The sequence below is a fragment of the Vibrio wakamikoensis genome, from assembly GCF_050337275.1.
In the GTDB taxonomy this organism is placed as follows: Bacteria; Pseudomonadota; Gammaproteobacteria; order Enterobacterales; family Vibrionaceae; genus Vibrio; species Vibrio chaetopteri.
Genome location: NZ_JAKJST010000039.1, coordinates 26,898 through 51,275, shown reverse-complemented (window position 1 = coordinate 51,275; position 24,378 = coordinate 26,898). Strand labels below are relative to the sequence as shown.

General features: G+C 46.7%; 23 protein-coding genes. 17 read left to right on the top strand and 6 right to left on the bottom strand.

What is annotated here, in order from left to right:
- The coding region (locus L4C42_RS21085) for a transposase domain-containing protein (protein ID WP_429759919.1) at positions 1–214 on the bottom strand (214 nt) is incomplete at its 3' end.
- A gap of 250 nt (positions 215–464) precedes the next feature.
- Between L4C42_RS21085 and L4C42_RS21080 the strand changes: the two genes are divergently transcribed.
- Both L4C42_RS21080 and L4C42_RS21075 read left to right on the top strand, forming a co-directional pair.
- On the top strand, positions 465–2,549 hold the full coding sequence (locus L4C42_RS21080; RefSeq protein ID WP_429761705.1) for an alpha-amylase: 2,085 nt from the start codon (positions 465–467) through the stop codon (positions 2,547–2,549).
- 195 nt (positions 2,550–2,744) lie between these two features.
- Positions 2,745–3,995 carry a valine--pyruvate transaminase gene (locus tag L4C42_RS21075; protein WP_418641831.1) on the top strand — a complete coding sequence of 417 codons (1,251 nt, stop codon included), beginning with the start codon at positions 2,745–2,747 and terminating at the stop codon, positions 3,993–3,995.
- Positions 3,996–4,089: 94 nt separating this feature from the next.
- On the opposite strand, the gene L4C42_RS21070 is transcribed toward L4C42_RS21075, so the two are convergent.
- From L4C42_RS21070 to dnaA, 5 genes are all read right to left on the bottom strand, one after another.
- Positions 4,090–4,524, bottom strand: coding sequence for an Hsp20 family protein (locus tag L4C42_RS21070; RefSeq protein WP_353497466.1), 435 nt, complete (start codon positions 4,522–4,524; stop codon positions 4,090–4,092).
- Between the two features lie 494 nt (positions 4,525–5,018).
- Positions 5,019–7,436, bottom strand: coding sequence for a DNA topoisomerase (ATP-hydrolyzing) subunit B (gene gyrB, locus L4C42_RS21065; protein WP_429761704.1), 2,418 nt, complete (start codon positions 7,434–7,436; stop codon positions 5,019–5,021).
- A gap of 12 nt (positions 7,437–7,448) precedes the next feature.
- Positions 7,449–8,531, bottom strand: a complete 1,083-nt coding sequence (gene recF / locus L4C42_RS21060) for a DNA replication/repair protein RecF (protein WP_429761703.1) — start codon at positions 8,529–8,531, stop codon at positions 7,449–7,451.
- 15 nt (positions 8,532–8,546) lie between these two features.
- Positions 8,547–9,647 (bottom strand): DNA polymerase III subunit beta, encoded by a 1,101-nt coding sequence (gene dnaN / locus L4C42_RS21055; protein WP_353497469.1) that lies wholly within the window; start codon positions 9,645–9,647, stop codon positions 8,547–8,549.
- A gap of 87 nt (positions 9,648–9,734) precedes the next feature.
- Entirely contained in the window at positions 9,735–11,141 is a 1,407-nt protein-coding gene (gene dnaA / locus L4C42_RS21050; RefSeq protein ID WP_353497470.1) for a chromosomal replication initiator protein DnaA, read from the bottom strand.
- A 393-nt stretch (positions 11,142–11,534) separates the two neighbouring features.
- Between dnaA and L4C42_RS21045 the strand changes: the two genes are divergently transcribed.
- From L4C42_RS21045 to atpB, 15 genes are all read left to right on the top strand, one after another.
- On the top strand, positions 11,535–12,299 hold the full coding sequence (locus tag L4C42_RS21045; protein ID WP_418641829.1) for an amino acid ABC transporter substrate-binding protein: 765 nt from the start codon (positions 11,535–11,537) through the stop codon (positions 12,297–12,299).
- A 69-nt stretch (positions 12,300–12,368) separates the two neighbouring features.
- On the top strand, positions 12,369–13,040 hold the full coding sequence (locus tag L4C42_RS21040; protein ID WP_353497472.1) for an amino acid ABC transporter permease: 672 nt from the start codon (positions 12,369–12,371) through the stop codon (positions 13,038–13,040).
- Entirely contained in the window at positions 13,037–13,771 is a 735-nt protein-coding gene (locus L4C42_RS21035) for an amino acid ABC transporter ATP-binding protein (RefSeq protein WP_429761702.1), read from the top strand. The genes L4C42_RS21040 and L4C42_RS21035 overlap by 4 nt, the downstream gene beginning before the upstream one ends.
- A gap of 221 nt (positions 13,772–13,992) precedes the next feature.
- Complete coding sequence (gene rpmH, locus L4C42_RS21030) at positions 13,993–14,130, top strand: 50S ribosomal protein L34 (protein ID WP_004400210.1); 138 nt, start codon at positions 13,993–13,995, stop codon at positions 14,128–14,130.
- Positions 14,131–14,139: 9 nt separating this feature from the next.
- Positions 14,140–14,496 (top strand): ribonuclease P protein component, encoded by a 357-nt coding sequence (rnpA, locus tag L4C42_RS21025; protein WP_353497474.1) that lies wholly within the window; start codon positions 14,140–14,142, stop codon positions 14,494–14,496.
- Positions 14,463–14,720 carry a membrane protein insertion efficiency factor YidD gene (yidD, locus tag L4C42_RS21020; protein WP_081941688.1) on the top strand — a complete coding sequence of 86 codons (258 nt, stop codon included), beginning with the start codon at positions 14,463–14,465 and terminating at the stop codon, positions 14,718–14,720. Before rnpA ends, yidD begins: the two co-directional genes overlap by 34 nt.
- 2 nt (positions 14,721–14,722) lie before the next feature.
- Positions 14,723–16,345 (top strand): membrane protein insertase YidC, encoded by a 1,623-nt coding sequence (yidC, locus tag L4C42_RS21015; protein ID WP_429761701.1) that lies wholly within the window; start codon positions 14,723–14,725, stop codon positions 16,343–16,345.
- Between the two features lie 98 nt (positions 16,346–16,443).
- Positions 16,444–17,805, top strand: coding sequence for a tRNA uridine-5-carboxymethylaminomethyl(34) synthesis GTPase MnmE (gene mnmE / locus L4C42_RS21010; RefSeq protein WP_112481037.1), 1,362 nt, complete (start codon positions 16,444–16,446; stop codon positions 17,803–17,805).
- 23 nt (positions 17,806–17,828) lie between these two features.
- Positions 17,829–18,266, top strand: a complete 438-nt coding sequence (mioC, locus tag L4C42_RS21005; protein WP_353497477.1) for an FMN-binding protein MioC — start codon at positions 17,829–17,831, stop codon at positions 18,264–18,266.
- Positions 18,267–18,754: 488 nt separating this feature from the next.
- Entirely contained in the window at positions 18,755–20,650 is a 1,896-nt protein-coding gene (gene mnmG / locus L4C42_RS21000) for a tRNA uridine-5-carboxymethylaminomethyl(34) synthesis enzyme MnmG (RefSeq protein ID WP_353497478.1), read from the top strand.
- Positions 20,647–21,279 (top strand): 16S rRNA (guanine(527)-N(7))-methyltransferase RsmG, encoded by a 633-nt coding sequence (gene rsmG, locus L4C42_RS20995; protein WP_429761700.1) that lies wholly within the window; start codon positions 20,647–20,649, stop codon positions 21,277–21,279. The genes mnmG and rsmG overlap by 4 nt, the downstream gene beginning before the upstream one ends.
- Before the next feature lie 13 nt (positions 21,280–21,292).
- Positions 21,293–22,066 carry a ParA family protein gene (locus L4C42_RS20990; protein ID WP_042502439.1) on the top strand — a complete coding sequence of 258 codons (774 nt, stop codon included), beginning with the start codon at positions 21,293–21,295 and terminating at the stop codon, positions 22,064–22,066.
- Between the two features lie 22 nt (positions 22,067–22,088).
- Positions 22,089–22,970, top strand: coding sequence for a ParB/RepB/Spo0J family partition protein (locus tag L4C42_RS20985; RefSeq protein WP_353497480.1), 882 nt, complete (start codon positions 22,089–22,091; stop codon positions 22,968–22,970).
- Between the two features lie 190 nt (positions 22,971–23,160).
- The gene (locus L4C42_RS20980) at positions 23,161–23,550 is read left to right on the top strand and encodes a F0F1 ATP synthase subunit I (RefSeq protein ID WP_042502436.1); all 390 of its coding nucleotides are present in this window, start codon (positions 23,161–23,163) and stop codon (positions 23,548–23,550) included.
- Between the two features lie 8 nt (positions 23,551–23,558).
- Positions 23,559–24,362 (top strand): F0F1 ATP synthase subunit A, encoded by an 804-nt coding sequence (atpB, locus tag L4C42_RS20975; RefSeq protein WP_353497482.1) that lies wholly within the window; start codon positions 23,559–23,561, stop codon positions 24,360–24,362.
- The last annotated feature ends 16 nt before the right edge of the window (positions 24,363–24,378 follow it).

Genomic DNA, 24,378 nt, shown 5'->3' with positions numbered 1-24,378 from the left:
CATCTTGAATGGAACGATTACGCTGAAGCCCTATACCTAATACTAACCACACGGCTTGTTCCGCTGGTAAGCGGCGCTTTCTGAGCGATACTCGTCCAGTTTGTTGAACTGCTTCTTCAACCCACTCTAAAGGAATATGTTTGTTAAAGACATCGATTGGACGTTCGTGGCAAAACTCTGCGGTAACTTGTAACTCTTTTGAAAACTCAGACATAAAAAATCGGCCGTAACTTGCGTTACGACCGATTATGTAGCTTCTATAGGATCGTTCAAGTAGCTAAACGATCGGCATTAAGCTAAGGCTTCCCTTTTTTGTACCCTTCAAGCAGCATCAAGTTATTGTTAATTCTGTGAACTAGCAAGAAAATTGTAGGGAGCTTGCCTGCAAACTAGCGGTTATAGCACTCAGAATGTAGAGGTCGATATTTGATATAAACGTGGGATAACTTCAAGGAAGAGAACCCATGAAAAAGACCCTAATCTCTCTATCTGTGGCGATGCTCGGTGCCTGTAGCCAACTGCCCGACAATGCGTTACTACTTGGCCTAGAGGACCAACAAGTCGCTTTTGCTGCCAATGAACAAGGTTTACTGATTGCAGAAAAGAAACTCGACAAAGGCAGCTACACCTTTTCTATTGGTGATAATGCTCAAACCTGTGGCAGCAACTTCTCACTGGCTGAAGATGCGCGCATTAAGTTTAACCGTCCATTAAAGCTCGATGACTGTGCCGGGGAATCGGCGATTCCAATGCGAGTATTCAAGGCAAACACTTACCAGTTCACACTCAATCCGGCCAACAATGAGCTCACCGTGAAGGTGAAACCAAAACAGAGTAACGACTTTACCTCCACCTGCCCTGTCGCCACTGACAGCCCAAAAGTCATCGATGTCAGCGCCACCTTTGCCGATGGCACGGTACTTAGAGACGCGTTGAGCGGGCAACAAGCTACGGTCAGCAGCGGCAAGATTGCACTACAGCCCGGAGCAAACAGCCAAGGCCTATTGCTGCTAGAGCCGGCAGAGCAAGCTCCGAAGGCTGAGTTCGACTGGGACAACGCGACGGTTTACTTCGTAATGACCGACCGCTTCTACAACGGCAACCTAGATAACGATAACAGCTATGGCCGAAGCAAAGACGGCAAACACGAAATCGGCACCTTTCACGGTGGCGATCTTGCTGGTCTGACTAAAAAGCTCGACTACATTGAATCGCTTGGAGTGAATGCCATCTGGATCACCTCGCCACTGGAGCAAATCCACGGCTGGGTTGGTGGTGGTGATAAGGGCGACTTCAAGCACTATGGTTATCACGGTTATTACCACCAGGATTGGACCAAGCTCGATGCCAATATGGGCACCGAGGAAGAATTGCGTCAGTTTGTCGATACTGCCCACGAGAAAGGTATCCGCATCGTATGGGACGTGGTAATGAACCATACCGGTTACGCTACCCTAGCGGACATGCAAGAATTTGGCTTCGGAAAGCTCTACCTCTCCGATGAAGAGGCAAAAAAAGAGCTCGGTGAAAACTGGACCGATTGGCAACCTAAATCAGGTCAAAGCTGGCACAGCTTTAATGATTATATCAAATACAGTGATGATGAAGCGTGGGAGAAATGGTGGGGTAAGGATTGGATCCGCACCGATATTGGCGACTACGACGCGCCTGGATACAACGACAGAACCATGTCACTTAACTTCTTACCGGATCTAAAAACTGAATCGACACAGAAAACAGGTCTACCGAACTTCTATCGCAGTAAAGAGACCAATGCCAAAGATGTTCAAGCCACGCCAAGTGACCACCTGATCACCTGGCTCACGGATTGGGTTCGCGAGTATGGCATCGACGGCTTCCGTGTCGATACCGCTAAACACGTGGAAATGGAAAGTTGGGCTAAGCTCAAACAAGCCAGTAACGAGGCGCTGGCAGAGTGGAAGCAAAACAATCCAGACAAAGCACTGGATGATAAACCATTCTGGATGACGGGTGAGGTATGGGCGCACAGCGTGGTGAAGAGCCCATATTTCGATAACGGTTTTGATTCCATTATCAACTTCGAGTTCCAAGGTGACGTCGCCCCTAAGGCACTGAAGTGTTTCGCTAACCTAGACAGTGACTTTCAACGCTATGCTGAGCGCATTAACAGCGATAGCGAGTTTAATGTGCTGAGCTACCTCTCTTCGCATGACACCTCACTGTTCTGGGCTTCTCGAAGCCGAAGCATTGATGATCAGATGCGCGCCGCGAACGCTCTTATGTTGAGCCCTGGTGCGGTGCAGATCTACTATGGTGATGAGATAGCGCGAGACTTAGGTGTCAGCGGCTCAGACTCACACCAAGGTACCCGCTCTGATATGCCGTGGGATAGGATAACAGGTCAGCGCGAAGCGTTGCTCAAGCACTGGCAAGCGTTGGGGGATTTCCGCTTACGTCATCCAGCTGTCGCTAAAGGGCAACACATTACCCACCAGCGTGAAGGCTACTATGCGTTTGAACGCCGTTACCAAGATGACAAGATACTCATCGTCTACACTGGCGAGTAATCAACAGATTAAAACCGAGTAAATCACATCAAAGGGAGCGCTACGGCGCTCCTTTTTTATTGCTCATTTTCTTTGCACTCAAATAGTGCTTTGCCTGCCGTAATCATTGCTGTATGTTCAAAGGTTCATCTTGCCACCAGCAGGATAAAACCCCTTATAAACACTACAAGTGAACACAATGAACTAGGTACAACAATGCAATTTTCTAAGTTTGGTGAAAAATTTAATCGTTACTCAGGTATTACCCAATTAATGGATGATCTTAATGATGGCCTTCGCACTCCAGGTGCCATCATGCTCGGAGGTGGTAACCCAGCCGCCATTCCTGCCATGCTCGAGTATTTTCACCAAGCCAGCAATGACCTCCTCGCCAGTGGTGAACTGGTGGCCGCCATGGCCAACTACGATGGCCCGCAAGGAAAAGATGCATTTGTTAAATCGCTCGCCAAGCTGCTGCGCGATACCTATGGCTGGAACATTACTGAAAAAAACATCAGCTTAACCAATGGCAGCCAAAGTGGGTTTTTCTATCTGTTTAACCTACTAGCAGGTAAGCAAAGCGATGGCAGCCATAAGAAAATCTTGTTGCCAATTGCGCCAGAGTACATTGGTTATGGCGATGCAGGCATAGACGAAGATATTTTTGTTTCCTATCACCCAGAAATAGAACTGCTTGATAACGGTCTATTCAAATACCATGTGGATTTCGAACACCTAGAAATCGATGATTCGGTTGCGGCAATTTGTGCTTCACGCCCAACTAACCCAACGGGTAACGTACTAACCGATGAAGAAATCCATAAGCTGGATAAACTGGCTCGTGAAAATAATATCCCACTTATCATCGATAACGCCTACGGCTTGCCCTTCCCAAACATCATCTTTGAAGATGTGGAGCCGTTTTGGAATGAAAACACCATTCTCTGCATGAGCTTATCTAAGTTAGGTCTACCAGGATTGCGCTGCGGTATCGTGATTGCCAGTGAAGAAGTCACGCAAGCGATGACCAATATGAATGGCATAATCAGCCTAGCACCAGGCAGCTTTGGTCCTGCGCTTGCTCATCATATGATTGAGAAAGGCGACATTTTGGATCTAAGTTCAAACGTCATTAAGCCGTTCTACCAGCAAAAATCCCAACGCGCGGTTGAGTTATTACAATCGGCGATTACCGAACCACGTTTTCGAATCCATAAGCCAGAAGGCGCTATTTTCTTGTGGCTATGGTTTGATGAGCTACCAATTACCACTATGGAGCTCTACCAACGCTTGAAGGATCGTGGCGTGTTGATTGTGCCTGGGGAATATTTCTTTATCGGTCAGGAAGATGAATGGGATCATGCCCATCAATGTCTGCGCATGAACTATGTACAAGATGACGACAAAATGCAGCAAGGTATTGCGATCATCGCTGAAGAAGTTGAAAAAGCCTATCAGCAGGGCTGATTTTTCATTTCCTTTCGATATAAAAAGAGCACCTCAATGGTGCTCTTTCACTCTTAATTCCCGATAGGTATGGCTAGTTAAAGCCTATGGGCAATTAACCTTCGATTAGGTTATTACCACCAATAGCAATCTTACGTGGTTGCATCGCTTCTGGGATTTCACGCTCTAGGTCAATATGTAGTAAACCGTTTTCCATGCTTGCGCCTACCACTTTTACGTAGTCAGCTAGTTGGAATTTACGCTCGAAATCACGCTCTGCAATACCTTGGTACACGTACTTCTTCTCTTCTTCGGCTTTACGCTCACCCTTAACAATCAACATGTTCTCTTTTTGAGTCAGATCGAGTTGGTCTTCAGCAAAGCCAGCCACCGCCATAGTAATACGGAAATGGTTCTCATCTTGTTGCTCGATGTTGTATGGAGGGTAACCGCCAGAAGAGTTTTTCGCTGAGTTCGCTTCCATCATGTTGAATAGACGATCGAAGCCAATTGCGTTGCGGTATAAAGGAGTGAAATCTACAGTTCTCATAATGCTATCCTCATAGTAAGCAATAGTCTTAGCCGTGAGTTTTCAAAAGCACCCAGTCTATAAACCGGTGCCGTGACGACTAAGGGATTTATCCACCACTCCGCTGACAGCCTTGGTGTTCGGGGACGTAGCAATAAATCAGTTTTTTAAGTGTGCCGTTAAAGTGATCCTCCACTGAGCGATACTTTGTCGGCGTTTAAAAGGTCTGTTTCTTCTCTCTTGAGCAAGACAGCTCCCCTTCATAACTAGATATAGGGATGGCGAAAATCGCTTTCAAGGTATTTTCTTAAACTATTTTTTATAACGGTTATTTTTCATAGAGTTAAAAACAAAAAAAGACCGTCATTAGTGACAGTCTTTTTTTAAATTGGTTTATCGAAGCTGGGTGAACTGAGTTCAAGGAGAAGGCGCCATTCTTATACCAATAAAGGTTTATAATCATAAATGAGCACCTTCGACGCAGAAATCAGTTCAGCCAGCGAAGAGAAATCAATCTAAACGTCTAGGTTGGCTACTTTAAGTGCGTTTTCTTCAATGAAGTTACGACGAGGCTCTACTTGGTCACCCATTAGTGTCGTGAACAGCTGATCTGCACCAACCGCATCTTCAATCGTTACTTGCATCATGCGACGTGTTTCAGGATCCATTGTGGTTTCCCAAAGCTGATCTGGGTTCATCTCACCTAGACCTTTGTAGCGCTGTAGGCTCAGACCACGACGCGACTCTTTGATTAGCCAATTTAGGGCATCTTCAAAGTGGCTCACTGGTTGAGTACGCTCACCACGTTTCACGTAAGCACCTTCTTCAATCAGACCTTCTAGAGCTTCCGATAGAGACGCTAGCTTGCCGTACTCTTTCGAGTTCAGCAGGTCGATACTCAGCACATGCTCATGAGTCACACCGTGGGTACGCACGATAATTTTCGGTAGGTTCAAACCTAGCTCAGCGTGCTGTTCAACCTCGAAGCTGTATTGGCTTGCGCCCACTTCTTTGGCATTTAGCTGCTCAACAAGCTGCTTAGACCATGCTTCAACCGCAACAGCATCGTGACACTGCTCAGCCGTTAGGCGTGGCGTGTAAATGAACTCACTCACTAGTGCGTGTGGGTAGCGACGAGCCATGCGATCGGCAATCTTCACTGCGCCGTTGAACTGCTGTACCAGTTTCTCTAGTGATTCACCTGCTAGTGCTGGTGCTTCAGGGTTCACGTGCAGAGCAGCGTTATCCAGAGCCAAAGAAACTTGGTACTGGTTCATCGCATCTTCATCTTTGATGTACTGCTCTTGCTTACCTTTCTTCACTTTGTAAAGCGGTGGCTGAGCGATGTACACGTAACCACGCTCGATAAGCTCAGGCATTTGACGGTAGAAGAAGGTCAAAAGTAGCGTTCGGATGTGAGAACCATCGACGTCCGCATCGGTCATGATGATGATGTTGTGGTAACGCAGTTTATCTGGGTTGTACTCATCGCGACCGATACCACAGCCAAGTGCTGTGATAAGCGTTGCCACTTCTTGTGAAGAAAGCATCTTATCGAAACGCGCTTTCTCTACGTTTAGGATCTTACCTTTCAGTGGAAGAATCGCTTGGTTCTTACGGTTACGACCCTGCTTAGCACTACCGCCCGCAGAGTCACCCTCCACTATGTACAGTTCAGAAAGCGCTGGATCTTTCTCTTGGCAGTCAGCCAGTTTGCCTGGCAGACCCGCTAGGTCTAGAGCGCCTTTACGACGTGTCATTTCACGCGCTTTACGCGCTGCATCACGTGCGCGAGCAGCATCAATGATCTTAGTACAAACAATCTTCGCTTCACCTGGGTTCTCTACTAGGAACTCAGACAGCTTCTCACCCATCGCAGACTCAACGGCAGATTTCACTTCAGAAGAAACCAGCTTGTCTTTGGTTTGGCTTGAGAACTTCGGATCTGGCACTTTCACCGATACGATAGCTGTTAGACCTTCACGAGCATCATCACCTGATGTCGCTGTCTTGGCTTTCTTAGAGAAGCCCTCTTTATCCATGAACGAGTTCAGCGTACGCGTTAATGCGGCACGGAAACCCGCTAAGTGAGTACCACCATCACGTTGAGGGATGTTGTTGGTAAAACAGTAAATGTTTTCTTGGTAGCCATCATTCCACTGCATCGCCACTTCTACGGTGATGCCATCTTCACGCTCAAAATCAAAATGGAAGATTTTTTGGATGATTGGTGTCTTATTGGTATTTAGATGCTCAACAAACGCTTGGATACCACCTTCAAACATGAAGTGATCCATTTTGTCTTCTTCACGCTTATCGACAAGCTTGATTGATACACCTGAGTTTAGGAACGACAGTTCACGTAGACGCTTAGCAAGAATGTCGTAGTGGAACTCTACGTTTGAAAAAGTTTCTTCACTTGGCCAGAAACGGATTTCTGTACCTGTTTTGTCGGTATCACCAATCACAGCCAGTGGCGCTTGTGGCTCACCGTGGTGATAAGTTTGAGTATGAGTGTGACCGCCACGATGGATAGTCAGTGTGACTTGCTTAGACAGTGCGTTTACTACAGAAACACCTACGCCGTGCAGACCACCCGATACCTTGTACGAGTTGTCATCGAACTTACCACCCGCGTGAAGTACCGTCATGATAACTTCTGCCGCAGACACTTGCTCTTCTGGGTGCATTTCCGTTGGAATACCACGGCCATCATCGCTAACAGAAACAGAGTTGTCCTCATGGATAGTCACGATAATGTCGCTACAGTGACCTGCCAACGCTTCATCAATTGAGTTATCAACCACCTCAAAAACCATGTGGTGTAGACCGGTTCCATCGTCCGTGTCGCCGATGTACATTCCCGGACGCTTACGTACTGCATCCAGACCCTTTAGTACCTTAATACTCGATGAATCGTAATTTTCTGACATGAGTTTCTCTCACTATTTACCTTGCTCTATTGTGCCATGTTCCACATGAAACATCTTGCCATTTTCGTCAATCATGTCGGCAACTTGGCTTTCGGTAATAGAGCTTACAAAAACTTGAGCCTGAGTCTGTTTTAAGTAATCCGCTAAGCGTTTACGACGCAGGCTATCTAATTCTGAAGCAAAGTCATCTATCAGATAGATACATTGCTTTCCGGTCAACTCTGCGAGGTGCTGCCCTTGCGCAAGGCGCAACGCACACATCATCAGTTTCAGTTGACCACGAGACAACACATCCTCTACAGGGGTGTTGTTCACTTTAATTCTTAAATCGGCTTTATTTGGGCCACTAAAGGTGTACCCCAAACTTTGGTCACGCTCAAAGCTACGTTCTAAGAGCTCGCCATACGGCGTGTCTTTTTCCCAGCCACGGTAATAACCGAGTTTGATTTCAAACTCCGGCAGAAAAGACTGACACATTTCTTCAGCCAAGATTTTCATTTGCTCGACATAGCTGCGGCGCCAACCATCGATTTGCTCAGCAAGCTGGGCTAAATCTCTATCCCAGTAACTTAACTCTCGGTAGCTGGTGGCAGTCTTAAGTAGCGCATTGCGCTGCTTACTGAGACGCTTAAAACGCCCCCAAGCCTCAAAAAAACCTGGCTCAGAGTGAAACACACCCCAGTCGATAAATGCCCGACGAAACTTAGGGCCATCAGTGAGCAATTCAAAGCCCTCTGGATGGATAAGTTGCAGCGGCAGAACCTTGGCAAGCTGAGCTAACTTTTGCCCAGATTGACCGCCTATTTTAACCTCTGTTGAGCCATCACGCTGCTTATTAATGCCAATGGGTATCTCAAATTGATCCGAGTTCAAAAAACGGCCATGTACAAACAGCTCTTGGCAGTCATTTTGTATCACTCGACCGGTGAGAGAACTCTTAAATGAGCGCCCATGACCAAGCAAATAGATCGCCTCCAACAAGCTGGTTTTGCCACTGCCGTTGGGGCCGATAATAAAGTTAAAGCCTGTAGATAGTTCAATATCACAGGCTTTAATATTTCGAAATTGCTGTACGATTAAACGCGTAAGCGGCATAACGTCATGCTCGTCTTAGAGACGAATTGGCATCACCACGTACATGGCACTGTCATCTTCGCTGTTTTCAATCAACGCACTGGCGTTGGCATTGGACATCGATATACGTACTTGGTCGCAGCGAAGCGTGTTAAGTACATCGAGAACGTAAGAAACGTTGAAACCAATCTCGAGCGCTTCACCTTGGAAGTTCACATCGAGCATCTCTTCTGCTTCTTCTTGCTCTGGGTTATTAGCCGTAATGCGCATCTCGTTGTCCGCCAGGTTCACACGAACGCCACGGAATTTCTCATTCGATAGAATCGCGGCACGGGAGAACGCTTGGCGTAACTCATCACAGTTTGTCTCGAGAGTCTTATCGGTATTTTGAGGCATTACGCGGCGATAATCTGGGAAACGACCATCAACAAGCTTAGAAGTAAAGACATAGTTGTTCACTTCGGCACGGATGTTAGAACTGCCAATTTGCAGTGTTACTGGCTGCTCTGGTGCATCTAGAAGCTTAGAAAGCTCCTGTACACCTTTTCGCGGCACAATGATCTGTTTGTTGTCAAAGCTGCCTTCTAGCGCCACCGTTGCCACCGCCATACGGTGACCATCGGTCGCCACTGAGCGCAATGTTGTTTGGTCTAACTCAAACAACATACCGTTTAGGTAATAACGCACATCTTGGTTAGCCATTGAGAACTGAGTCTTGTCGATCAGCGACTTAAGCTCGGCTTGAGTGACTGTCACCGCCACTTCTTGCTGCCAATCTTCAATGTTCGGAAAATCGCTTGCTGGCAATGTGGATAGTGAGAATCGGCTACGACCAGAGCGTACTTGTACGCGATCGCCTTCTAATACGATAGTGATCGTAGAATCATCAGGCAGACCACGACAGATATCGAGGAACTTACGTGAAGGTACAGTCACACTGCCCGCTTCAAACTCACTCTCTAACGTCACCTTACTTACCAGCTCTACCTCAAGGTCAGTCGCGGTAAGAGAAAGCACCCCTTCTTCTACTTTAAGAAGCAAGTTGCCCAAAATAGGTAATGTAGGACGGCCGCCTAGTGCACCAGAAACTTGTTGTAACGGCTTTAGTAGGTGATGACGTTCGATAGTAAATTTCATAGATAACTCTTCGTAAAGATGGCAATCCATGCCACTTATTTGCGAAATACAATAACTTGAATGCTAATTATAGTGATTATGCCACTATTATGAAGAAAGCGTGCGAATTAAGTTGGAATAGTCTTCCTTAATGTCATGACTCTCCTCACGCAGCTGAGCGATTTTACGACACGCATGCAACACGGTAGTGTGGTCACGACCACCAAACGCATCACCAATCTCTGGCAGGCTGTGGTTGGTCAACTCTTTGGCTAGCGCCATCGCCAACTGGCGTGGGCGAGCAACAGAGCGAGAACGACGCTTGGAAAGCAGATCCGCGACTTTAATCTTGTAGTATTCGGCAACCGTCTTTTGAATGTTATCAATCGTCACCAACTTCTCTTGCAGTGCTAGCAAGTCACGCAGCGCTTCACGAACAAAATCGATGGTTATTGGACGACCGGTAAAGTTGGCGTTAGCTATCACGCGGTTTAGAGCGCCTTCCAGCTCACGAACGTTTGAACGCAGACGCTTAGCAATGAAGAATGCAACTTCATCGGCTAGGTGAATTTGGTGGTCTTCGGCTTTTTTCATCAAGATCGCCACGCGAGTTTCTAACTCAGGTGGTTCGATAGCCACAGTCAAACCCCAACCGAAGCGAGACTTAAGGCGATCTTCTACGCCGTTGATCTCTTTCGGATAACGATCCGATGTCAGGATGATCTGTTGATTACCTTCAAGCAGTGCATTGAAGGTATGGAAAAACTCTTCTTGTGATCGCTCTTTATTGGCGAAGAATTGAATATCATCGATAAGAAGCGCATCAACACTGCGGTAGTAGCGCTTAAATTCTTCAATCGCGTTGTTTTGTAGCGCCTTAACCATGTCCTGAACGAAACGCTCCGAGTGCATGTACACCACTTTCGCGTTTGGCTTGTTATCAACAATGGCGTTGCCCACAGCGTGCAATAGGTGCGTTTTACCTAAACCGGTACCGCCATACAAGAACAGCGGGTTATAGGCCGCTCCTGGGTTATCTGCCACCTGACGTGCCGCCGCTAGACCAAGCTGGTTCGACTTACCTTCAACGAAGTTATTAAACTTGTGCTTGATGTTAACGTTTGAGCGGTGATTGATATCAGTGACCTCCGCTTCATTGTCCCAGGTTTTATGCACAGGTTGGCGCGCTTGTAGCTGCGCAGGTGCAGAAGACTCAGCCGCAACGTCAGCAGCAGTCTTAACTGGCTTGGGTGCTGGCGGCGCAGAAACCGGCTTACTGCCGACTTCGAAACGAAGATTCGGCACATCATTACCGCAGTACTCTTTTAGTAGACGGTTAATGCTGTTGAGGTATCTATCGCGCACCCAGTCGAGTACAAAGCGGTTAGGCGCAAATAGAGTTAGGGTGTTGTCATTAAGCTCAGCTTGTAGGGGTCTAACCCACATGCTGAATTCGGTAGCGGGTAGCTCTTCTTGTAGACGTTGCGCACATTGCAACCAAAGCGAAGATGACACAGTGCTCTCACTCTATTTATTGGAATTGGAAAAGATTGGTAATTTTACCTGTTGATAACCAAGATCGCCAGCAAATGATCGGCGATCCAGTGAATAAGATCTAAGTTATTCACAATTTTTTCGGTCGATTTGGCTTGATCCCCACAAATTGCCCTAATTTTACTCACAAACGCATGCACAAAACACAGATCTACCCACAAAATTCGAATCATGATCTAACTTGTGTATAGATCCGTGTTCAAGCTGTCATCGAATTTGATCAAACTCTGAACAGAGATGAGCAAAAAGTCAGCGTTCAACCACGGATTTGTTATGGTTAATAACAACTCGTTATTTAACTTATCGACAGCTTTACCAGTAACATCCCTCTCCATAAATAGAAGGAGTAGTAAAATGAAAAACTGGATTAAAGGTCTATTAACCGCCTTGGCGCTTTCTGCAACCGTATCTCAAGCAGCTTATGCTGCGACAGCACAAGAAGTGAAAGTCGGCATGTCTGGTCGCTACTTCCCATTTACCTTTGTTAAGCAAGACAAGTTACAAGGGTTTGAAGTTGACCTTTGGGACGAAATTGGTCGCCGCAACGACTACAAAGTCGAGTACGTGACTGCGAACTTTTCTGGTTTGTTTGGTTTGCTTGAGACCGGTCGTATCGACACTATCTCTAACCAAATCACTATGACCGATGCACGTAAAGCGAAATACCTATTTGCAAACCCATACGTGATTGATGGTGCACAGATTACTGTTCGCAAAGGTAATGACAGCATTCAAGGTATTGAAGACCTCGCAGGCAAAACTGTGGCGGTAAACCTTGGTTCTAACTTTGAGCATCTACTACGTAGCTACGATAAAGACAACAAAATCAACGTAAAAACCTACGACACAGGTATTGAACACGATGTTGCCCTTGGCCGCGCCGATGCATTCGTAATGGATCGCCTATCTGCACTTGAACTTATCAAGAAGACAGGTCTGCCACTACAGCTAGCAGGCGAACCGTTCGAAACGATTGAGAACGCATGGCCATTCGTGAACAACGAAAAAGGTCAAAAGCTGCAACAAGAAGTGAATGCGGCACTGGCAGACATGCGTGCAGATGGTACGCTAGCGGCTATCTCTGAGAAGTGGTTTGGCGCAGACATCACTAAAAAGTAAGTGATCACTATTATTACGCCCACTACGCTTGTTAGTGGGCGTTTGTTTTTCTAGAAGTTTGGTAACGTTATGGGATTTGATTTTCAATATATGCTGGAGCTGATGCCGATACTGCTCAAGTATCTTGGCACTACGATGGAAATGGCAGTATGGGGACTGTTTTTCTCTCTGATCTTGTCGGTCATCTTAGCGAATATTCGTGTTTTCAAGATCCCTGTCCTTGATCAGCTTAGTCAGCTCTACATCAGTTTTTTCCGCGGCACGCCACTTTTGGTGCAGTTGTTCTTGCTTTACTACGGTCTGCCACAAATTTTCCCATGGATGGTCGGACTGAATGCGTTTAGTGCGGCAGTCATCGGTTTAACACTTCACTTCGCCGCATATATGGCAGAGAGCATTCGTGCCGCCATCATCGGCATTGATCGCAGCCAGATGGAAGCGAGCTTGTCAGTGGGTATGACGACCAGCCAAGCCATGCGCCGCATTATTTTGCCTCAGGCAACCCGTGTCGCTTTGCCATCGCTGATGAACTATTTCATCGACATGATCAAATCGACATCGCTGGCCTTTACGCTCGGCGTGGCTGAAATCATGGCCAAGGCGCAAATGGAGGCGTCATCCAGCTTCCGCTTCTTTGAGGCTTTCTTGGCAGTGGCTCTGATCTACTGGGGCGTGGTGTTAGTGCTTACTCGCGTACAGCTGTGGGCTGAACAAAGATTGAACAAGGCATATCAACGATGATTAAACTGGAAAATATCCACAAGCAGTTTGGCGATGCAGAAGTCCTAAAAGGTATCGATATTGATATCAAACAAGGTGAAATCATCGTCATTATCGGCTCAAGCGGCACCGGAAAATCGACGCTGCTACGCTGCGTAAACTTTCTTGAGCAAGCAGATAAAGGCACAATCACCATTGATGATGTGACGGTCGATTGCCAGAACCACACCAATGCCGAAGTATTGGCACTGCGCCGTAAAACCGGCTTTGTATTTCAAAATTACGCTCTGTTCGCGCACATGACTGCGCGTCAAAACATTGCCGAAGGTCTTATCACCGTAAAAGGCTGGAAAAAAGACCAAGCGCTTGAAAAAGCACAACAAATTCTCGATGACATCGGTCTAGGTGATAAAGGGGATCAATACCCTGCTTCCCTATCCGGTGGACAACAACAGCGTGTCGGTATTGGCCGCGCTATGGCGCTCCAGCCGGAGCTGTTGCTATTCGATGAACCAACTTCAGCACTCGATCCTGAGTGGGTTGGTGAAGTACTTAACCTTATGAAAAAGCTCGCAACTCAGCATCAAACTATGTTGGTTGTGACCCACGAAATGCAGTTTGCTAAAGAGGTCGCAGATAGAGTGATCTTCATGGCTAATGGCCATATCGTAGAACAAGGAACGCCGGAGCAAATATTCAATGATCCACAGGATATCCAACTTAAGAAATTCATAAATCAAGTTGGGATCTAATAATGATCCTTGCGCTCTAGCTCACAAAAAGTATAATTCGCCGGCTGGAATTGAAGTTGAACTGATTATTGACTCTTGACGAGTCAGTGATTACAATTCCGCCTCTTTGTTGAGAGGCGTCGGATTTCCTCTCTATCTCTATATAGAGAAGAAGACGGGAAATAAGTCCCACGCCGGGTTCAACGAGAACCTAAAACTACTGATCAGTAAAGGTAATAACCATGTCTAAACGCACTTTTCAACCTTCAGTTCTAAAGCGCAAGCGTACTCACGGTTTCCGTGCTCGCATGGCGACTAAGAACGGTCGTAAAGTAATTAACGCACGTCGTGCTAAAGGCCGTGCTCGCCTTTCAAAATAATCTTCTATTTTGAAAAAGCATGCCTTTATTCGGGAGTTACGCTTGTTAACTCCCGAGCATTACCAAAATGTATTTAAGCAAGCTCATCGAGCTGGCTCCCCTCATTTCACCATCATTGCCCGCAAAAACTCGCTATCACACCCTCGTCTTGGTCTAGCGGTTCCTAAAAAACAGATTAAAACAGCTGTCGGCAGAAACCACTTCAAGCGCCTGGTACGTGAAAGTTTTCGTAACAAACAACACGAACTTCCTAGCAAAGATTTTGTTGTAATTGCGAAAAAGAGTGCGCAAACTCTGAGCAATGAAGAAATATTCCAACTTCTAGATAAGTTATGGCATCGCCTGTCTCGCCCCTCGCGTGGTTAGCAATCGGTCTCGTCTATTTTTATAGATGGGTCATCAGTCCTCTTATTGGGCCACGCTGTCGGTTCAACCCAACTTGCTCTCTTTATGCAATAGAAGCCCTTAAAGCTCACGGTTTTGTAAAAGGGTGTTGGTTATCAGGCAAACGTCTATTAAAATGCCATCCTTTGAATGAAGGGGGTTTTGACCCCGTACCACCAGCCCAAAAACAAGACAGAGATAAATAACGATGGATTCTCAACGTAATATTCTGTTAATCGGTTTGGCTTTGGTTTCTTTTTTGCTGTTCCAACAGTGGCAATCTTATAAGAACCCAGCTCCAGTTCCGACTCAGCAGACGCAAAGCAGTACTCTACCTGCGCCATCTTTCGCTGATGAGCATGATCCTGCACCAGGCCACACAACAGCGGCCGCAGATAAAATCATCACAGTGAAAACCGACGTACTGACTCTAGGTGTGACAACTGTGGGCGGTGATGTTGTTACCGCAAACCTAAACGAGTACGCAACCGAGTTGGAATCTAGCGACCCGTTTGAGCTACTCAAAGACTCACAAGGTCACCAGTTTATTGCTCAAAGTGGTCTGGTAGGCCCTCAAGGTATCGACCTTAGCAGCACAAGCCGTCCAGCTTACTCAGTATCAGCAGACAGCTTCACGCTGGCTGAGGGTCAAGATGAGCTACGTGTACCGATGACATTCGAAGCGAATGGCATCAACTACACCAAAACCTTCATTCTAAAGCGTGGCAAATATGACGTTGATGTTGAATACACGGTAAACAACAACTCTGGTCAAAATGCGACGTTCGGCATGTACGCTCACCTTCGTCAAAATCTTCAAGACAAAGGTGGCAGCATCACAATGCCTACCTACAATGGCGGTGCTTATTCAACTCAAGACACTCGCTACAAGAAATACAGCTTCGAAGATATGCAAGATCGCAACCTGTCTCTTAACCTGACTGATGGTCAAGGTTGGGCAGCGATGATCCAGCACTACTTCGCAGCCGCGTGGATCCCACGTGAAGCACCGGGTACTAACCTTTACACTCGCGTGATTGGTAACCTAGGTGATATCGGTGTTCGTATGCCAAACACTACGATTGCCGATGGCCAAGCAGCAACATTGAAAGCAACGCTTTGGGCAGGTCCAAAACTGCAAACCGAAATGGCTGAAGTTGCACCAAACCTAGACCTAGTAGTTGACTACGGCTGGTTATGGTTCATTGCGAAACCACTTCACACACTACTGTCGTTCATTCAAGGTATCGTTGTGAACTGGGGTCTAGCTATCATCTGTTTGACCTTCATCGTACGTGGTGCGATGTATCCACTAACCAAAGCACAGTACACCTCTATGGCGAAAATGCGCATGCTTCAGCCTAAGCTGCAAGCAATGCGTGAGCGAATCGGCGACGACCGTCAGCGCATGAGCCAAGAAATGATGGAACTGTACAAGAAAGAGAAAGTAAACCCACTAGGTGGCTGTCTACCAATCTTGCTACAGATGCCTATCTTCATCGCTCTGTACTGGGCGCTAATGGAATCGGTTGAGCTTCGTCACTCACCATTCTTCGGTTGGATTCATGACCTTTCGGCTCAAGACCCATACTTCATTCTGCCTCTACTGATGGGTGCAAGTATGTTCATGATCCAGAAGATGAGCCCAACGACGGTAACAGATCCAATGCAGCAGAAGATCATGACCTTTATGCCGGTTATGTTTACCTTCTTCTTCCTATGGTTCCCATCAGGTCTGGTTCTTTACTGGTTGGTTTCTAACATCGTAACGCTTATCCAGCAAACGTTGATCTACCGATCGCTCGAGAAGAAAGGTCTGCACTCTAAGTAGTCCAAACCAATTCGATTAGATAAAAGGCGACCTTAGTGGTCGCCTTTTTCATTGACCATGATTACAATTTGGCTAAAGCACGGCGAATAGGCAATTCAATGACAACAGACACCATTGTGGCACAAGCCACAGCCCCAGGCCGCGGTGGCGTGGGCATCATTCGCGTTTCTGGCCCTTTGGCTCAAGAAGTCGCACAGCAAGTAACAGGCAAAACTCTCAAGCCTCGCTACGCTGACTATCTGCCTTTCAAAGATGAAAATGGCGGCGAACTCGACCAAGGTATTGCGCTTTACTTCCCTAATCCGCACTCATTTACCGGTGAAGATGTTCTTGAGCTTCAAGGCCACGGTGGCCCTGTGGTGATGGATATGCTAATTAAACGTATTCTGCTCATTCCAGGTGTTCGCCCTGCCAGACCGGGTGAGTTCAGTGAGCGTGCGTTCCTCAACGACAAAATGGACTTAACCCAAGCCGAGGCGATTGCCGACTTGATTGATGCCAGTTCAGAAGAAGCGGCCAAATCAGCCCTGCAATCACTGCAAGGTCAGTTCTCGAAACGCATTCAAGTGCTGGTGGAATCACTCATCCATTTACGCATCTATGTTGAAGCGGCGATTGACTTCCCTGAAGAAGAAATCGACTTCCTCGCCGACGGTAAAGTGGCGGGCGATCTACAGACCATCATCGACAATCTCGATTCTGTTCGCAAAGAAGCCAATCAAGGTGCCATCATGCGTGAAGGCATGAAAGTGGTCATTGCTGGGCGCCCAAATGCGGGTAAATCAAGCCTACTCAACGCCCTCTCTGGTAAAGAGTCGGCGATTGTGACCGATATTGCTGGAACCACACGTGATGTTCTACGTGAGCACATCCATATTGATGGTATGCCACTGCATATCATTGATACCGCAGGTCTACGTGATGCTTCTGACGAGGTGGAACGCATTGGTATTGAGCGTGCTTGGGAAGAGATCGAGCAAGCCGATCGTGTGCTGTTTATGGTTGATGGCACCACAACCGATGCTACGGATCCAAAAGAGATTTGGCCTGACTTTATTGATCGCCTCCCAGAGTCGATCGGTATCACCGTGATCCGCAACAAGGTCGATGAAACCGGTGAAACTCTGGGGATCTGTCACGTTAACGATCCGACGTTGATTCGTCTTTCTGCGCGCACAGGTGAAGGTGTACCAGCCCTTCGCGAGCACCTTAAGTCAATTATGGGTTTCTCTGGTGCCAGTGAAGGTGGCTTTATGGCTCGTCGCCGCCACCTTGATGCCTTGGAGCGCGCCGCCGAACACCTTGATATTGGCCAGCAGCAGCTAGAAGGCTATATGGCGGGCGAAATTTTGGCAGAAGAGCTACGTATTGCTCAGCAACATTTGAATGAGATCACTGGCGAGTTCAGCTCTGATGATCTACTCGGACGTATCTTCTCGTCTTTCTGTATTGGTAAATAAGCGGTATTGAAAAAGGAACATCAATGATTCATATCATCACAGGCAGTACACTTGGCGCTGCAGAGTATGTCGGCGACCATCTTAGTGACTTGCTGGTAGAACAAGGTTTAGAGACCACTATCCATAACCAACCAGAGCTTGCAGACATCCCTGCACAAGGCACTTGGCTGGTTATCACCTCAACGCACGGTGCGGGAGAATATCCAGATAACATTCAGCCGTTTATTGCTGCGCTGCAAGCGACCCCACCTCGCATGTCTGAAGTAAAGTTTGCGGTGGTTGGTATTGGCGACTCTAGCTATGACACCTTCTGCGCAGCAGGCAAACATGCTTACTCGCTACTTGAGGATATTGGTGGCACGCCACTGACGGACTGCTTGGAGATCGACATTCTCAACCATCCCGTACCAGAAGATGCAGCCGAAGAGTGGCTCAATGAGCACCTGAGCAAGTTTCAATAGACACCATGTTTTATCAAACACAATGCGTGTGAAAAAAGCGGCATAAGCCGCTTTTTTTGTGCCTGTGAGTAACTTTTTCTACTAAACCAAATCCAATTGCGCACTATTTGACCTATCCGTCTGTGGATAAAACATGATCTTTCCGGTGAAAAACCTATATTTATCCAAAGAACAAGTTTTGATCCCCCACTCCCTTGTGTATAACATGCCGTTTTGATCCCAGCTAATACAGTCCCAGATCAACGCTAGATCACAGCAATCGATCTCAAAAAGATCCATGGTATTGTTGATCATTTTTGAGTTATCCACAGAGATCGTGGATCCTAATAATAGATCTAATAAAAGATCATATATATAGATCTTATCTTTATATTCTTATTTCTTAGATCCAAAATGTTTTAAAAGCGATTTTCTCAATACCAGAAAAGCGGTAGAATACCGCTCCTTTTGGTTTGTCTATTTTATCGATTGAATACTGAGGTCGGTTCATGCTTTATCACGAAACATTTGACGTCATCGTTGTAGGTGGCGGACATGCAGGAACGGAAGCCGCACTCGCATCTGCTCGCACTGGGCAAAAGACACTTCTGTTAACGCACAACATTGATACGTTGGGCCAGATGTCATGCAACCCAGCAATTGGTGGCATTGGTAAAGGCCACTTGGTTAAGGAAGTCGATGCTATGGGTGGTCTAATGGCAGAAGCCATCGATCATGCTGGTATTCAGTTCCGTACGCTCAATGCGTCTAAGGGCCCTGCTGTTCGTGCAACTCGCGCACAAGCAGATCGTGCGCTTTACAAAGCGTATGTTCGTCATGCTCTTGAAAACACGCCAAATCTAACACTATTCCAACAGTCTGTGGATGACTTGATCGTAGAACAAGATCAAGTACGCGGTGTCGTCACCGAGATGGGACTTAAGTTCCACGCGCAGTCTGTCGTTCTCACCGTTGGTACCTTCTTAGGTGGTAAGATCCACATCGGTATGGAAAGCTCATCTGGTGGACGTATGGGCGATCAGCCTTCGATTGCGCTTGCTCGTCGTCTTCGTGAGCTGCCCTTTAGAGTGGATCGTTTGAAAACAGGTACGCCTCCACGCATCGATGCTCGCAGTGTGAACTTTTCTGAACTTGAAGTACAACATGGTGATAACCCAACCCCTGTATTTTCATTCATGGGTCAACGCACTCAGCATCCAACGCAGATCCCATGCTTCATTACGCATACCAATGAAAGCACTCATGAAGTGATCCGCAACAACCTCGATCGCAGTCCAATGTATGCGGGAGTGATCGAAGGTATTGGTCCGCGCTATTGTCCATCGATTGAAGACAAAGTGATGCGTTTTGCCGATAAGAACAGCCACCAGATCTTTATCGAGCCTGAAGGTTTGACGACTCATGAGCTGTATCCGAACGGTATTTCAACTAGCTTGCCGTTTGATGTTCAGGTGCAAATTGTTCGTTCGATGAAAGGCTTCGAAAATGCGCATATCGTTCGTCCTGGCTACGCCATTGAGTACGATTTCTTCGATCCGCGCGATTTGAAGCAAACCTACGAAACCAAATTTATCTCCGGTTTGTTCTTTGCTGGACAAATCAACGGCACAACAGGTTATGAGGAAGCTGCGGCGCAAGGTCTAATGGCGGGTCTGAATGCAAGCTTGTACTCACAAGGCAAAGAGGGCTGGAGCCCACGCCGTGACCAAGCTTACATGGGCGTTCTGATTGATGACCTATCAACGATGGGCACCAAAGAGCCGTACCGTATGTTTACCTCTCGCGCGGAATACCGTCTGTTGCTGCGTGAGGACAATGCCGATATTCGTCTGACCGAAAAAGCACATGAGCTTGGTTTGATTAATGAACAACGTTGGAGCCGTTTCAACGAGAAAGTGGATAATATGGCCAAAGAGCGCCAGCGCCTGAAAGAGACATGGATTAATCCAAAATCTGAAGGGGTTGATGCATTGAATACTTTGTTAAAAACGCCGATTTCCCGTGAAGCGAGTGGTGAAGATCTTTTACGTCGTCCAGAGCTAACGTATTCACAACTGACGGCGCTTGATATGTTTGCTCCGGCTCTTGAAGACAGCCAAGCGAGCGAGCAAGTTGAGATCCAAGTGAAATACGAAGGTTACATCCAGAGACAGCAAGACGAGATCGAGAAATCGCTGCGTCACGAAAATACTAAGATCCCCGCGGATCTTGATTACCGTGATGTTAAAGGGCTCTCTAATGAGGTGGTGGCGAAGCTTACTGAAGCTAAACCGGAAACGATCGGTATTGCGTCGCGTATTTCAGGTATTACGCCAGCTGCGATCTCAATCCTGTTGGTTTATTTGAAGAAACAAGGCGTGCTTAAAAAAGGTGAAGCTGCGTGAGCAACTTAAGAGTAAAACTTGATCAACTTATTGCAGAGACCTCATTAGAGGTCTCTGAACTTCAACGTGAACAGCTTGTCGGTTACGTTCAGCTTCTTGACAAGTGGAACAAAGCTTACAACTTGACCTCGGTTCGTCACCCTGAAGAGATGTTAGTGAAACATATTCTTGATAGCATCATCGTTGGTGAGCATCTTGAGGGTGAGCGTTTTATCGATGTCGGCACTGGCCCTGGATTACCAGGTGTTCCGCTGGCTATCATGCACCCAACTAAGTCATTCACTCTGCTTGATAGCCTTGGCAAGCGAATTCGTTTCATTAAGCAGGTTGCGCACGAACTGAAGATTAAAAATGTCAGTCCAGTCCAATCTCGAGTGGAAGAATTTGACGCGGGAGAAGGCTTTGATGGAGTATTGAGTCGTGCATTTGCGTCGATGACAGACATGGTGAACTGGTGTGAACATTTACCAAAACCTCAGTCTGGTCGCTTTTATGCTTTAAAGGGTCAACTCCATGATCAGGAGATCACTGAGCTGCCGTCGTGGTGTTCTGTGATCGAAATCAAACCTTTGCAAGTTCCTGAGTTGGAAGGTGACCGTCATCTTGTAATCTTATCCAAGAAGGGATAACGGAGAGCTTGTCGTGGGAAAAATTGTCGCTATCGCGAATCAGAAAGGTGGGGTTGGAAAGACGACCACTTGTATTAACTTAGCTGCCTCGATGGCGGCGACAAAGCGTAAAGTGTTGGTGATTGACCTCGATCCACAAGGCAATGCGACAATGGCCAGTGGGGTCGATAAGTATCAGGTTGAAACAACTGCTTACGATTTACTGGTTGATGAGCTACCTTTTGAGCAAGTGGTGTGCACCGATACCTCTGGCCAATTTGACCTAATTGCAGCGAACGGGGACGTAACTGCTGCAGAAATCAAGCTTATGGAGGTGTTTGCGCGCGAAGTTCGTTTGAAACATGCGTTAACGCCAATCCGTGATAACTATGATTTCATCTTTATCGATTGTCCTCCCTCTTTGAACCTACTTACAATTAACGCGATGGCTGCAGCAGACTCTGTGCTTGTGCCGATGCAATGTGAGTATTTTGCTCTGGAAGGTCTAACCGCACTGATGGATACCATCAGTAAGCTGGCGGCTGTGGTCAACGAAAATCTTAAAATTGAAGGTTTGCTTCGTACCATGTACGACCCAAGAAACCGTCTAGCCAACGAAGTTTCAGAGCAATTGAAAAAACACTTCGGCGACAAAGTCTACCGAACCGTTATCCCTAGGAACGTACGCCTCGCAGAGGCACCAAGCCATGGCAAACCAGCGATGTACTATGACAAGTACTCCGCCGGGGCAAAAGCGTATTTAGCGTTGGCTGGTGAGATGCTACGACGAGAAGAAGTAACGGCTTAACGCTCTTAAGGAAAAAGATTCGATGTCTAAACGTGGTTTAGGGAAAGGACTAGACGCCCTGTTGTCGACTAGTTCGCTTGCACGAGAAAAGCAGCAGGTGGCAACTCAAAGTCAGACGCTATCCAGTGATGGACAGCTTACTGAACTGTCAATTAACAGCCTTCGTCCAGGCATTTATCAGCCAAGAAAAGATATGGCGCCTGAAGCTCTGGAAGAACTGGCTGCATCCATCCAATCTCAAGGAATTATCCAACCGATTGTTGTACGAAATGTCGGACACGATCAGTTTGAGATCATCGCCGGTGAGCGTCGTTGGCGTGCCGCGCGACAAGCGGGATTAAAAATGGTCCCTTGCTTGATAAAAAATGTCCAAGATCGCGCGGCGGTAGCCATGGCGTTGATCGAGAACATTCAACGTGAAGATCTCAATGCGATCGAGGAAGCTCAAGCGCTTGAACGTTTGCAAGATGAGTTTGAACTTACCCATCAGCAGGTCGCGGATGTGATTGGTAAGTCACGAACCGCAGTCAGTAACCTGTTGAGGCTAAACCAGCTTGAAGCACCAGTGAAAAAACTGGTGGAGAGCAAACAGATCGACATGGGTCATGCGCGTGCGCTACTTGCGCTAGAGGGGGATGTGCAGTGCGAAATCGCACAAGCCGTTGCCAAGAAGCAGCTCACCGTGCGACAGACCGAAGACTTAGTGAAAAAGTGCTTAAAACCGAACTCTTCTGAGAAAAAACAGTCAGAAGACCGTGATGCACAAGAAATTTCGCTACGTTTGAGTGAAAAACTTGGTGCGAAAGTGTCTTTGGTAAGAAACGCGAGTGGAAAAGCCAAGGTAACGATAAGTCTTGATGAACCTCACAAATTGGAGCAACTTATTGCCAAGCTTGAGAGCTAAATGAGATAATTGACCTACATCAATTATTTATAAATGCAATTTATGTGCGAAAGTTATGGTTTTGTGAATGAAAGTGTATCTTTTTGATACGCTTTGATTGCAATAACTTTGGTAGAAAGTATAATTTTCGCCAATCTCCCAGCACAGTAGTTATTAGGTGCAAAGTGGATAGAACTAAAGGTAAGAATACATGGTAGCGGCATTAGCTAAACCAGGGCGGGCGCTTGCAAAGCGTTTGTTACTGATACAGGCCAGTGCGGTTACGTTAGTGGCTGTTGGGATGACAGTGGCTGTAAATGCTGAGTGGGGAATTTCAGCGCTCATTGGTGGTGGCAGTTTTGTTATCGCGAATGCTGTTTTTGCGTTGTGCGCATTTCTGTTTAGTGGGGCTCGGGCAGCGAAAAAAGTTGCCGCGTCTTTCTATGCGGGTGTTGCCCTGAAAATCCTTATTATTGCCTCCCTATTCTCAATAGCTTACATGTATATTCAGGTGGAAGTGATTCCCTTGAATCTCACATTTTTACTGGTCGTCTTAATTAACCTTATGGCTCCAGTAATTTTCGTTAACAACAAAAAATAGGATGAGTTATGGCTGCGCCAGGTGAAGCGCTAACATCGGCCGGATACATTTCTCACCACTTGACTAACCTTTCTTTGGGAAGTTTAGGTTTAGTGGAGGAGACAAGTTTCTGGAACGTACATATCGATAGCCTGTTTTTTTCTGTGTTCACTGGTTTAATATTCCTTGGAGTATTTCGTTCAGTAGCTAAGAAAGCAACAGCTGGTGTGCCAGGCAAGCTGCAGTGTTTTGTTGAAATGATTGTGGAATTCGTTGACGAAAACGTCAAAGAAACCTTTCATGGACGCAATGCGCTAATCGCGCCTTTAGCACTAACTATCTTCTGTTGGGTATTTTTAATGAACGTCATGGACCTTGTGCCAATTGACTTTCTACCTTATCCAGCAGAGCAGATGGGTATCCCTTATTTGAAAGTGGTTCCTTCTGCTGATGTCAATATCACCATGGCTATGGCGCTAGGTGTTTTTGCTCTGATGATCTACTACAGCATCAAAGTAAAAGGTCTAGTGGGCTTTACAAAAGAGTTGACTCTACACCCATTTAATAACCCAATCATGATTCCATTTAACATGCTTATTGAGGTTGTGTCTTTGCTTTCAAAGCCACTATCACTCGGTATGCGTCTATTCGGTAACATGTTTGCGGGTGAGGTGGTCTTCATCCTTTGTGCGGCAATGCTGCCATGGTATTTACAATGGATGGGCTCACTACCATGGGCGATATTCCATATTCTAGTTATTTTGATTCAGGCCTTCGTATTTATGATGCTAACGATTGTTTATCTATCGATGGCTCACGAAGACAATCACTAATATTAACGCGTTTTAT